This window comes from Paraburkholderia susongensis, assembly GCF_900177725.1.
Lineage (GTDB): Bacteria > Pseudomonadota > Gammaproteobacteria > Burkholderiales > Burkholderiaceae > Paraburkholderia > Paraburkholderia susongensis.
The window spans coordinates 308,842-320,347 of the sequence record NZ_FXAT01000004.1 but is presented as its reverse complement, the minus strand read 5'-3'; the positions used below and the strand labels follow the sequence as shown (position 1 = coordinate 320,347).

11 protein-coding genes are annotated in these 11,506 nt (G+C 64.7%); 1 reads left to right on the top strand and 10 read right to left on the bottom strand.

The features are described 5' to 3' along the window. Positions 1-23: 23 nt before the first annotated feature. From B9Z01_RS14355 to B9Z01_RS14320, 8 genes are all read right to left on the bottom strand, one after another. The gene (locus tag B9Z01_RS14355) at positions 24-800 is read right to left on the bottom strand and encodes an ABC transporter ATP-binding protein (protein ID WP_085484063.1); all 777 of its coding nucleotides are present in this window, start codon (positions 798-800) and stop codon (positions 24-26) included. 4 nt (positions 801-804) lie between these two features. Continuing rightward, positions 805-1,623 carry an ABC transporter permease gene (locus B9Z01_RS14350; protein WP_085484061.1) on the bottom strand — a complete coding sequence of 273 codons (819 nt, stop codon included), beginning with the start codon at positions 1,621-1,623 and terminating at the stop codon, positions 805-807. A gap of 1 nt (position 1,624) precedes the next feature. Then, positions 1,625-3,040, bottom strand: a complete 1,416-nt coding sequence (locus tag B9Z01_RS14345; protein WP_085484059.1) for a mannose-1-phosphate guanylyltransferase/mannose-6-phosphate isomerase — start codon at positions 3,038-3,040, stop codon at positions 1,625-1,627. Between the two features lie 295 nt (positions 3,041-3,335). Further along, positions 3,336-4,262, bottom strand: coding sequence for a dTDP-4-dehydrorhamnose reductase (rfbD, locus tag B9Z01_RS14340; RefSeq protein ID WP_085484057.1), 927 nt, complete (start codon positions 4,260-4,262; stop codon positions 3,336-3,338). A gap of 10 nt (positions 4,263-4,272) precedes the next feature. Beyond that, entirely contained in the window at positions 4,273-4,824 is a 552-nt protein-coding gene (rfbC, locus tag B9Z01_RS14335) for a dTDP-4-dehydrorhamnose 3,5-epimerase (protein ID WP_085484055.1), read from the bottom strand. Then, a complete protein-coding gene (rfbA, locus tag B9Z01_RS14330) occupies positions 4,809-5,702 on the bottom strand; it encodes a glucose-1-phosphate thymidylyltransferase RfbA (RefSeq protein ID WP_085484053.1) in 894 nt (297 codons plus the stop codon). Before rfbA ends, rfbC begins: the two co-directional genes overlap by 16 nt. A 10-nt stretch (positions 5,703-5,712) precedes the next feature. After that, positions 5,713-6,774 carry a dTDP-glucose 4,6-dehydratase gene (gene rfbB / locus B9Z01_RS14325; RefSeq protein ID WP_085484051.1) on the bottom strand — a complete coding sequence of 354 codons (1,062 nt, stop codon included), beginning with the start codon at positions 6,772-6,774 and terminating at the stop codon, positions 5,713-5,715. A gap of 458 nt (positions 6,775-7,232) precedes the next feature. Continuing rightward, the gene (locus B9Z01_RS14320) at positions 7,233-8,168 is read right to left on the bottom strand and encodes a GDP-mannose 4,6-dehydratase (protein ID WP_143808943.1); all 936 of its coding nucleotides are present in this window, start codon (positions 8,166-8,168) and stop codon (positions 7,233-7,235) included. Between the two features lie 192 nt (positions 8,169-8,360). Between B9Z01_RS14320 and B9Z01_RS14315 the strand changes: the two genes are divergently transcribed. After that, a complete protein-coding gene (locus B9Z01_RS14315; RefSeq protein ID WP_085484049.1) occupies positions 8,361-9,233 on the top strand; it encodes a symmetrical bis(5'-nucleosyl)-tetraphosphatase in 873 nt (290 codons plus the stop codon). 31 nt (positions 9,234-9,264) lie between these two features. On the opposite strand, the gene B9Z01_RS14310 is transcribed toward B9Z01_RS14315, so the two are convergent. After that, a complete protein-coding gene (locus B9Z01_RS14310; RefSeq protein ID WP_085484047.1) occupies positions 9,265-10,110 on the bottom strand; it encodes a lysophospholipid acyltransferase family protein in 846 nt (281 codons plus the stop codon). 32 nt (positions 10,111-10,142) lie between these two features. Beyond that, the gene (locus B9Z01_RS14305) at positions 10,143-11,423 is read right to left on the bottom strand and encodes a dihydroorotase (RefSeq protein WP_085484045.1); all 1,281 of its coding nucleotides are present in this window, start codon (positions 11,421-11,423) and stop codon (positions 10,143-10,145) included. Positions 11,424-11,506 lie beyond the last annotated feature (83 nt).

Genomic DNA, 11,506 nt, shown 5'->3' with positions numbered 1-11,506 from the left:
GCTCCTGTTGCGCGAGCGCACGCTCAGTGCGGCAACTGCGCGGCCTGGCTGACGAGCGGTTCGTCGCTTTTTTCCGGCGGCGGCACAGCTTCGTCGGCGACCACCTTGCCGTGTTCCATCGAGATCTTGCGCGTGCACACGCGCCCGACGAGCTTCGGATCGTGCGATGCCACCACGAGCAGCGCCGCCTTGCCGACGAGGCCTTCCAGACGCTCGGCCGCCTTCACCCTGAACTCGGCGTCGCCGACGCTCAGCCACTCGTCCATGATGAGGATGTCGGCCTCGACGCTCGTCGAGATCGCAAACGCGAGGCGCAGCATCATCCCGCTCGAATAGGTGCGCACCGGCAGATTCAGGTAGTCGCCGAGTTCGCTGAAGTCGGCGATCTCGTCGATCTTCGCGCGAATGCGCGCGGGCTTCAGCCCGTCGAGAATGCCGCGCAGATAAATGTTCTCGAAGCCGGTCGCGTCGGGGTCGAGGCCCATCGACACGTCGAGCAGCGACGCGATCTTGCCCTGCACCTTCAGCTCGCCGCGCACCGGCGCATAGACACCCGAGAGCGTGCGCAGGAGCGTCGTCTTGCCCGAGCCGTTGTGGCCGATCAGACCGATACGCTCCCCTTCGCCGAAGGTGAAGCTCAGGTCGTCGATAGCTCTGACGATCGCGTGGCGACCCGCGTCCTGGCCGATCCGGCCTCCCGTCGTGAGATTGAGCACCGCCTTTTTCAGCGAGCGATGCGAGTTCTCGTAAATCGGAAACTCGACGGAAATGTTACGAGCGACAATCGATGAAGAACTCACAATATCAAAGCCAGTAAGGAACACGATTACGGAAACGCTTCATCAGGAACTGCGCGAACGCAAAACCGACGATCAGCAAGCCAATCGACCACGCCCACGACTCCCAGTGAGTCGGGCGGCCGGTGAGCGGCGCGCGCACCGTTTCGATCAGGTGATAGAGCGGGTTGTATTCGGCGACCCAGGCGCGATCCTTCAGGATTTCCGGCGACCACATGACCGGCGTGAAGAAGAACACGACCTGGATCAGGTTGGTGACGATCGGCGGAATATCGCGAAAGCGCGCGCACAGCACGCCGAGCGTGACGCCGAGCCACACGCCGTGCAGCAGCAGAATGAAGAGCGCGAACGGCACCAGCACGAATTCCCAGCCCGGCCAGTGGCCGAAGATCAGCAGCAGCACGACCACCACGGGCAGGCTGTGCAGCAGGATCACGAAATTGCGCCACGCGATGCGGCACACGTGCACGGTGAGCGGCAGCCTGATCTGCTTGATCAGATACGCGGCGCCGATGAACGCAAGACAGCCTTCGTTGGCGACCGACGCGAGATACGCCCACACGACGAGACCCACCGCGAGATACGGCAGATAGTCGGAAATTTCCTGGTGCAGCAGCGTGGAGTACAACGCGCCGAGCACGACGACCATGATGATCGTGCTCAGCGTGAACCAGAAAGGCCCGAGCACCGAGCGGCGATAGCGCTGCCGGATGTCGTGCCAGCCGAGCGTGCCCCACACGCGCACCGCCTTCATGCCGACCAGCAGGTCGTCGCTCTCGTTGTGACGCGTGAGGTCTTCCGAGTCGTTGGTAAAACTGATATCCATCTCAAGTACGTCCGTAAATGTCTTCGAAGCGGACGATATCGTCTTCGCCCAGATATTCGCCGCTTTGCACCTCGATCATCACGAGCTCGACGACACCCGGATTTTCGAGGCGATGCTTATGCCCCGCCGGGATGTAGGTCGACTCGTTGGTCGACACGAAGAACTCATTCTCGCCGTTGACGACCTTCGCCATACCGCTCACCACGACCCAATGCTCGTTGCGGTGATGATGCATCTGCAGGCTCAGGCTCGCGCCCGGCTTCACCTCGATGCGCTTGATCTTGAAGCGCGGTCCCTCTTCGAGCACCGAGTACGTGCCCCACGGCCGATGCACGGTGCGATGCACCTTGTACGTCTCATGGCCGCGCGACTTCAGTTCCGCGAAAATCTGCTTCACGTCCTGCGCGCGATCCTTGTTCGCGACGAGCAGCGCATCGGGCGTGTCGATCACGATCAGGTTGTCGATGCCGACCGCGCCGATCAGGCGGCCGCTGCTGCGCAGATACGAGTTCTTCACGTCGACGAGCAGCGCCTCGCCTTCCACGCGATTGCCGCTCGCGTCAGCCGGCGACAGGTCGGAGAGCGCGGTCCACGAACCGACGTCGGTCCAGCCGATATCGCAACGCACGACCGCCGCGTGCTTGCACTTCTCCATCACCGCGTAATCGAACGACAGTTCCGGCACCGCGCCAAAACAGCCGGGCTCGAGGCGCACCTGCGCGCCGCCCTTGCCTTCGGCGGACGGCGACTTCTCCATGCACTCGGCCGCGGCATCGAGGATGTCGGGGCAATGCTCGCGCATTTCCTTGAGGATCGTGCCCGCGGTGAAGCAGAACATGCCCGAATTCCACGCGAACTTGCCCGATGCGAGATATTCGCGGGCCTTGGCAAGCGTCGGCTTCTCGACGAAGCGCACCACTTTCTCGCCGTCGGCTTCGATATAGCCGTAGCCGGTTTCGGGCGTGTCCGGCTGCATGCCGAAGGTCACGACCTGGCCCGCCTGCGCGAGCGTCTGCGCGCGCTCGACCGCCACGGCGAACGCGGCCTGATCGGCGATCAGATGGTCGGCGGCGAGCACCAGCATCACGGTGTCTTCGCCATGCGCGCTGGCCGTATGCAGGGCCGCCGTCGCGACCGCCGCGGCCGTGTTGCGGCCGAACGGTTCGAGAATGAACGAAGTCGCAATGCCCTTCGCATTCACCTCGCGGAAATCGTCTTCGGTCTTGAAGAAGAGTTCGCGGTTGGTCACCGTCAGCACTTCCTTCACACCGGGCAACGCCACCGCGCGCAGGAAGGCCTTCTGCAGCAGACTCTCGCCGTCCGCCAGGCGGATGAACGGCTTCGGGTGCGATTCGCGGGAGACGGGCCAGAGCCTGGAGCCCGCTCCACCGCACAGAATGATCGGTAACAAACTCACAGACCCCTCTCAATACCGTATTTATTACGCGGCCGCACCGAGGCGGGTAATCAGCACAACCCGACGGTCGCGGATCGTGCGGTCATGCGCGCTTTGCCCGCACGCACCGATACCACGCACCGCGCCCGCCAGATGGGCGCTGGACGGCGCTTTCCTGTCGCAACATTGTACCGCCGCCCCCTTTCACCATTGTCAGGCACCGTTAGTACAACGGCACGACGCGAGCGGGTAGTGAGGCGCATCGTGTGCCGCTTTGCATCGCGACCGCGCTCGCAGAACCCTGAAAAAAACAGCCTCAGGAACGGGCCGCGGGCGACTTCGGAAAACCGTCCGTCAGACACAGTTGCAGCGCGTCGCGCCAATGCGGCGCGGCGAGCCCGAACACGCGCGCCAGCTTCTCGTTCGACATTCTGGAATTGGCTGGACGCTTCGCGGGTGTGGGGTAATCCGCGGCGGGAATCGGCAGCGTGTTCGGCTTGCTGGGCAAGTCCGCGAGTTCGAAGATCGCCGACGCGAAGCCGTGCCACGAAGTCGAATCGCCCGCGCACAGGTGATAGACGCCCGAGCGCTCGCTCCACCACTTTGCGCTGTCTTCGGCGGCGAGGGACTGCGCGCACAGATGCGCGGTGAGCGTCGCGATCGTGTTGCACCAGGTGGGCGCGCCGAACTGGTCGGCGACGACCTTCAGCTCGGGACGCTCGGCGCCGAGCCGCAGCATCGTGAGCAGAAAATTCTTGCCGCGCGTGCCGTATACCCAGCTGGTGCGCAGCACGAGATGATTCGCGCCGGTGGCCGCGATCGCCTGTTCGCCGGCGAGCTTGCTGCGCCCGTAGACGTTCTGCGGATCGGTCGGATCGTCCTCGACGTATGCGCCCGCCTTCTCGCCGTTGAACACGTAGTCGGTCGAGTAGTGGATCAGCGCCGCGCCGAGCTTCTTCGCTTCCTCGGCGAGCACGCCCGGCGCTTCGCCGTTGATGCGCATCGCGAGATCGGCTTCCTGCTCCGCCTTGTCGACCGCCGTATAGGCGGCCGGATTGACGATCAGCGCGGGACGCACATCGCGCACCACCGCGCGAATCTGATCGAAGTTCGACAGATCGAGCGTGGAGCGGTCCACCGCAACCACCGTGCCGAGCCCTTGCAGCGTGCGCGCAAGCTCATAGCCGACCTGGCCGTTCACGCCGGTGACGAGAATCGTGCGCTTCGCATCCTGTGCGCTCATGCGGTGCCTCTCATGCGTAGACTTCGGCGTCGGCGAGGCGCTTGCCCGCCGCATCCTTCGCCGCGAGCAGCGGTTCGAAGTCGACCGGCCATTCGATGCCGATGGCCGGATCGTTCCACACGATGCTGCGCTCGTGCTCGGGGAACCAGTAGTCGGTGGTCTTGTAGAGGAACTGCGCGGACTCCGACAGCACGACGAAGCCGTGCGCGAAACCGGGCGGCACCCACAGTTGCCGATGGTTCTCGACCGACAGCGTCACGCCGACCCACTTGCCGAAATTCGGCGAGCTTTTGCGAATGTCGACGGCCACGTCGAACACTTCGCCTTCGACCACGCGCACGAGCTTGCCCTGCGCATGCTGGATCTGATAGTGCAGACCGCGCAGCACGCCCCTCGCCGAGCGCGAATGGTTGTCCTGCACGAACTCGACACCCGCCTCGACCTTCTCGTCAAACTCGAGCGCATTGAAGCTCTCGAAGAAAAAACCACGCGCATCGCCGAACACCTTCGGCTCGATGATCTTGACTTCGGGCAGTGCGGTTGCGGTTACCTGGATGGCCATGCGACGTGATCCGTAAGAATGTTTTGCAGGTACTGCCCGTAGGCATTCTTCGCGAGCGGCTTGGCGAGCGCGAGCAACTGTTCGCCGTCGATCCAGCTTTTCCGGAACGCGATCTCTTCCGGGCACGCGACCACGAGACCCTGGCGCTTCTGCAGCGTCGCGATGAACGTGGCCGCTTCGATCAGCGAGTCGTGCGTGCCGGTGTCGAGCCACGCATAGCCGCGGCCCATGATCTCGACGTTGAGCGCCGCGTTCGCGAGGTAGCGCGAGTTGACGTCGGTGATTTCCAGCTCGCCGCGCGGCGATGGCTTGATGTCCGCGGCGATGTCGCAGACCTGCTTGTCGTAGAAGTAAAGGCCCGTGACCGCGTAGTTCGAGCGCGGCTTGACGGGCTTCTCCTCGATCGACAACGCGCGGAACTGCTTGTCGAATTCGACCACGCCGTAACGCTCGGGATCGTGCACGTGATACGCGAACACGGTCGCGCCTTCGTCCTGACTATTCGCGCGCTCGAGCTGCCTCGCGAGATCGTGGCCGTAGAAGATGTTGTCGCCGAGAATCAGCGCCGACGGGTCGTTGCCCACGAACTCGCGGCCGATGATGAACGCCTGCGCGAGCCCGTCGGGCGACGGCTGCACCGCGTACTGGATATTCATGCCCCACTGGCTGCCGTCGCCGAGCATCGCCTCGAAGCGCGGTGTGTCCTGCGGCGTGGAGATGATCAGCACGTCGCGAATACCCGCCACCATCAGCGTGGAGAGCGGGTAGTAGATCATCGGCTTGTCGTAGACCGGCAGCAGCTGCTTCGAGACGACATGCGTGATCGGATAGAGGCGGGTGCCCGAGCCGCCCGCGAGAATGATGCCTTTGCGCGCCATGATCGTGCCTTTACGTGCGTTGCCCGTAGTTGGTCTCTACCCACTTCCGGTATTCGCCCGAAGCGACTTCGTCGGACCATGCCTGATTGTCCAGATACCACTGGACCGTCTTCGCAAGACCCGTTTCGAACGTTTCCGCCGGTTTCCAGCCGAGTTCGCGCTCGAGCTTGCGCGCGTCGATCGCGTAACGGCGGTCGTGGCCCGGACGGTCCTTCACATAGGTGATCTGGTCGCGATACGAGCCGGCCGCTTTCGGACGCTGCTTGTCGAGCAGGTCGCACAGCGTGTGCACGACCTCGAGGTTCTTCTTCTCGTTCCAGCCGCCGACGTTGTACGTTTCGCCCGGCGTGCCGCGCGCGAGCACTTCACGAATCGCGCTGCAGTGGTCGCCGACGTACAGCCAGTCACGCACGTTCTGACCGTCACCGTACACCGGCAGCGGCTTGCCCGCGAGCGCATTGGCGATCATCAGCGGGATCAGCTTTTCGGGGAACTGGTACGGACCGTAGTTGTTCGAGCAGTTCGTGGTGAGCACCGGCAGGCCGTACGTGTGATGGTAGGCGCGCACGAGATGGTCGGAGCCCGCCTTGGTGGCCGAATAGGGGCTATTCGGCGCATACGGCGTGGTTTCGGAGAACTGTGGATCGGTAGCGGACAGCGAGCCGAACACTTCGTCGGTCGACACGTGCAGGAAGCGGAATGCGGCACGCCCGGCAACGCCCAGCGTGTTCCAGTAGTTGCGCGCGGCTTCGAGCAGAGTGAAGGTGCCGACCACGTTGGTCTGCACGAAGTCGGCCGGGCCGTGAATCGAGCGGTCCACGTGGCTTTCGGCCGCGAAATGCAGAACGGCGCGCGGCTTGTGCTCGGCGAACAGCGCGTCGAGCGCGGCGCGATCACAGATGTCGACACGCGCAAAGACGTGCTGGGGATTGCCCTGTAGCGATTTCAGCGTGCCCAGATTGCCGGCGTAGGTCAGCTTGTCGACGTTGAGCACCGCTTCGTCCGACGCAGCCAGCCAGTCGAGCACGAAATTGGCGCCGATAAAACCGGCACCGCCCGTTACCAGGATCATGAAATTCCCTTCTAGATATGAGTGACAGGTCGCAATGAACCGCGTGCCGGCCTGTCCATCCCGCGTGGTGGTGTCCGTTTCTCTAGCAGCCTGTCGTACCCGCCCGCACCACGGCAGGCACTCAGATGCCAATTTTATGAAGCCCCAATTATAAAGCCGCTCGGGGTAAAAACTAGAACCCTAACAACTTGAAACAGCTTGACAAATTTGGTTGCCGTTGATCTGAGAAATCAGATTTTTTGCGCATTTTTTACGCCTATTTGGGCGTATTTGACCGCAGATGGCGGCATCAGGCAGCGCAAGCCGGGCTATAACTGGCAGTGCAGCGCGGGAACAGGCGGGAAAGAGAGGGAAAGGGCCGCGAATGGCCCTTTCTCAAACAGAAAGGAAGCGGAAAGGCTGACTGCGACATGCGCCGGCGATCAGGCCAGCCATCGAGCCGGCCGCCGGGTCGGCAATCAGGCCGCCAGCATCCAGCGCAGCGTATCGACGAACGGAATCGACTCGACTGCCGGCACGAGCGAGCGCAGCTTCGCGGGCGAGCCGGCCAGCGTCTTGACGTCCGTTTGCCGGACAAACGCGGGATTGATCTGAACCTCGAGTTCGTGGCCCGTCAGATCGCTCGCCGTCGCGAGAATGTCACGCAGTGTGTACGGCGTGCCGGTGCAGACGTTGACGGTCTCGGCGGCGGCGCCGGAATCGAGCAGCGCTTCATAGGCGCTCGCCACATAACGCACGTCCGAGAAGTCGCGAGCGATATCGATATTGCCGAGTTCGATCGACGGTTCGCGCCGCGCGAAGTGGCTGACGATCTTCGGCACGAGAAAGTTGGGCGCCTGGCCGCGGCCGGTGTAGTTGAACGGCCGCACGATCAGGATCGGCAGCCGGTCGAACCACGTGCGCACCATCGTTTCCATCGCCGCCTTGCTGGCCGCGTAATGATTGACCGGCGTGAGCGGGCAGCTTTCGTCGATCGCGGCGCTGCTCACGTTGCCATACACGTTCGCGCTGCTCGCGATCAGCAGCTTGCGCGGCACGTGGCCGATCGCGGTGCAGGCTTCGAGCAGGTTCAGCGTGCCGATCACGTTGACCCGATAGAAGTCGAGCGGATCGCTGTGGCCGACGAAACTGATCGCCGCGAGATGCACGATGTAGTCGGGCCGCACGGTCTCGAGCACACGCCGGCACTGGGCCGGCGAGGTGATGTCGAGCCTCATGCGGGTTGGCGTTTCGGGCTCGTCGTGGCCGGACACTGCTTCGATCACGGTATGGCCGCGTCCGAGCAGTTTCTCGACCAGATAGCGGCCGGTAAAACCGTTTGCGCCGGTGACGAGCGTGCGAAAAGGTTGCGTCGCCCCGCAAGGCGAGATGCTTGTTTCGTTCACGAGAGTCATCCTTTGTTGTAGTGCAATATCGCGCACGGTCCATGCGTGGCCGCCGGCTCGCAATGCCCTGCCGGCAACCCGCACCTTATGGCGCGATATCGGAACCCCAAACGGGCTATTATGTCACGCTAGCATGCTGCACTGCCGAACGCGGCCCGCCTCGTGCGTCACCGCGTGCATCGAACCGCACAGACTGCCTTGATGACACCGCCCACCACTTCCAGCGCGCCCTCTTCTCTGGTCCCTCTCGCCTTCGGCGATCTGCAAGGCTGCCGCCAGCCGTTCCAGCAGCTGCTCGCGAAGGCTGCGCCGCCGGCCGGCACGCCGCTGTGGTTCGCGGGCGACCTGATCAACCGGGGCGCCGAATCGCTCGCCACGCTGCGCGACGTGATCGCGCTCGGCGAGCGCGCGGTGCCGGTGCTCGGCAATCACGACCTGCATCTGCTGTCGGTGTCGGCGGGAATTCGCACGTCGAAGAAAGGCGACACGATCGACGACATCCTCGCCGCGCCCGATGCCGCCGATCTGATCGAGTGGGTGCGCCACCGTCCGCTCGCGCATTTCGACAACGGCATGCTGATGGTGCATGCGGGCGTGCTGCCGCAATGGGACGCGACGCTCACGCTCGAACTCGCCGACGAATTGCAGCGCGCGCTGCGTGCGCCGAGCTGGAAGGAAACCCTCGCCGGTTTGTACGGCAACGCGCCGAATCGCTGGAAGCCGGGCTTGAAGGGCATCGAGCGCCTGCGCGTCACGTGCAGCGCGCTCACGCGCATGCGTTTTTGCACCGCCGACGGCACGATGGATTTCAGCAGCAGCGGCACCCTCGCCTCCGCGCCGCCTGGCTGCGTACCGTGGTTCGAGGTGCCGTCGCGCAAGACTGCGGACGTGACCGTCGTGTTCGGCCACTGGGCCGCGCTCGGTCTGCTGTTGCGCGACAACCTGATCGGGCTCGATTCGGGTTGCGTGTGGGGCGAGAAGCTGTCGGCGGTGCGGCTCGCGCAGAATCCCGCGGAGCGTACATTGACGCAGGTCGATTGCGACTCTTGCGGCGTGCCGCGCGGCGGGAATTAGGCCGGCCTTTCAAGCCTGCTTTAAGCTTGCTTCATGCCGAACGGCGTGGCTGATCCACCGGCTCGATCAGCGTTGGCGCAACGGCTGAAGACTCAACCGCCTGCACACCCTCTTCCGTCGCCACCGCCCCGGCGCTCGCGCCGCCGCGCTGCATCTCGTGCAACGCATTTCCCACGACGTCCTGTGCCTGTGCGGCAAGCTCGCGCCGGTCCGGACCGGGCGCGAGCGGCGCGCCGATGTACACGTGCGCGGTCAACGGAGCGCCGCGCAACAGCAGGTCGAGCGAATCGGACAGCGAAAGATCGTCGATATACGCAGGCGCAGTGGACTGCCGGCCCTGCGCGTCCTCATACATGAGGCACACCGGCTGCACCGGCACGCCGGCCGACACCGCCGCCTGGAACAGGTTCGCGTGAAACGGCAGCAGCGCGAGCCCGTTCGACGTGGTGCCCTCGGGGAACACGCACATCAGTTCGCCCGCGCTCAGGCGAGCGGCGAGTTCGTGCATGATCCGCTTCGCGTCGCTGCGCTTCTCGCGCTGGATGAACACCGTATCCAGCTGCTGCGCGAGCCAGCCGACCACCGGCCATTGGCGGATCTCCGCCTTCGACACGAACGGCGTGGGCCGCCACGCATTGATCACGTAGATATCGATCCACGATACGTGATTGGCAACCACGAGCGCGCCGCGGTCGAGCCGCGCCGCGTCGTTATGCACGACGAGCCGCATGCCGCACAGGCGCAGCATCTTGAGCGACCACGCGCGATTGAGTGCGTGGCGCCGTTCCGCGCTCGCGCCCGGAAAGCGCGTCGCCACGGTCCACATGCCGTGCAGCAGATGCGCGATGAGTCGGATCTTGCGTAACGCGAGCTTCATGGTCGGAGCTTTCCTTGACTGGACGCTGCCGCTCAGCGCTGCTCGTGCGCGAGCTGACCGGACACGATGGTCGCGCGCACACGCGCCGGCAGTTCGTATCCGAGAAACGGCGTGTTGTGCCCCTGGCTCCTGAGCGCACGCGGCTCGACGCGCCAGTACGCGTGACGGTCGAACACGCAGAGGTCGGCCGCCGCGCCGGGCTCGATGCGGCCAGCCACTTCGAGCCCGAGCACCTGCGCGGGCGCCGTCGTGATGCGGTTGAGCGCGGTAGCGAGCGGCACGCCCGCTTCGTCGGCCCATTTCACGGTCAGCGAGAGGAACAGCTCGAGCCCGGTTGCGCCCGGCGTCGCCTCGGCGAACGGCAGCAGCTTTTCGTCGTCGTCGACCGGCGTGTGAGCCGAGCAGATCGCGTCGATCGTGCCGTCGACGAGGCCCGCGCGGATCGCTTCGCGATCGCGCTGCTGACGCAGCGGCGGGTCGAGCCGGAACTGCGAGTCGAAATAACCGATGTCGACGTCGATCAGATGCACGTGGTTCACGGTGACGTCGCACGACACCGGCAGGCCCTCGACCTTCGCCGCGCGCACGAGCGCGACGCCCGCCGCCGACGACACATGCGAAATATGCACGCGCGCGCCGGTCACGCGCACGAGTTCGAAGATCGTGTGCAGCGCGATCGTTTCGGCCGCCACCGGCACGCCCGACAAACCGAGCCGCGACGCCAGCGCGCCGCTCGCGGCGACGCCGCCCTTGCCGAGGTACGCATCGAGCGGACGCAGCCACGTGGTGTAGCCGTAGGTCTTCGCGTATTGCAGCGCGCGCATCAGCACCTGTGTGTCGACGATCGGCGTATCGGCCTGCGAAAAGCCGACGCAGCCCGCCTCGGTCAGCTCGACCATCTCGGTGATGACCTGCCCCTTGAGGCCGACCGTCAGCGCGCCGAGCGGATACACGTGCGCCTGGTTCAGATTGCGCGCGCGAAACCGCAGCATCTCGACGAGGCCGGGTTCATCGAGCGTCGGATCGGTGTCCGGCGGACACACGAGGCTCGTCACGCCGCCCGCGAGCGCCGCGGCCATTTCGGATTTGAGCGTCGCCTTGTGCTCGTAGCCCGGCTCGCGCAGGCGCGCGCACAGATCGACGAGACCCGGCGCGATCATGAGGCCGGTTGCGTCGATCGTCTGCGTGGCCTGGAAACCGGCCGGCGCGTCGCCGATCGCGGCGATCTTGCCCGCCTCGATAAAAATGTCCTGCTGCTGTTCGGTGCCCGCGACCGGATCGATCAGCGTGCCGTCTTGAATATGAATCTTCATGCGCTGCCTTTTATTCAGCTTGTGTTTCAGCCAGGTCCGTCTCCGGGCGCCGCCGCGCACACCGCCTCACGGCGTGCGGCGCG

Bases quoted from the DNA above. Each gene is read 5' to 3' on its own strand.
- B9Z01_RS14350 (WP_085484061.1), bottom strand. From the start codon at position 1,623: ATGGATATCAGTTTTACCAACGACTCGGAAGACCTCACGCGTCACAAC.
- rfbD (WP_085484057.1), bottom strand. From the start codon at position 4,262: ATGAGCGCACAGGATGCGAAGCGCACGATTCTCGTCACCGGCGTGAAC.
- rfbC (WP_085484055.1), bottom strand. From the start codon at position 4,824: ATGGCCATCCAGGTAACCGCAACCGCACTGCCCGAAGTCAAGATCATC.
- rfbA (WP_085484053.1), bottom strand. From the start codon at position 5,702: ATGGCGCGCAAAGGCATCATTCTCGCGGGCGGCTCGGGCACCCGCCTC.
- rfbB (WP_085484051.1), bottom strand. From the start codon at position 6,774: ATGATCCTGGTAACGGGCGGTGCCGGTTTTATCGGCGCCAATTTCGTG.
- B9Z01_RS14320 (WP_143808943.1), bottom strand. From the start codon at position 8,168: ATGACTCTCGTGAACGAAACAAGCATCTCGCCTTGCGGGGCGACGCAA.
- B9Z01_RS14315 (WP_085484049.1), top strand. From the start codon at position 8,361: ATGACACCGCCCACCACTTCCAGCGCGCCCTCTTCTCTGGTCCCTCTC.
- B9Z01_RS14310 (WP_085484047.1), bottom strand. From the start codon at position 10,110: ATGAAGCTCGCGTTACGCAAGATCCGACTCATCGCGCATCTGCTGCAC.
- B9Z01_RS14305 (WP_085484045.1), bottom strand. From the start codon at position 11,423: ATGAAGATTCATATTCAAGACGGCACGCTGATCGATCCGGTCGCGGGC.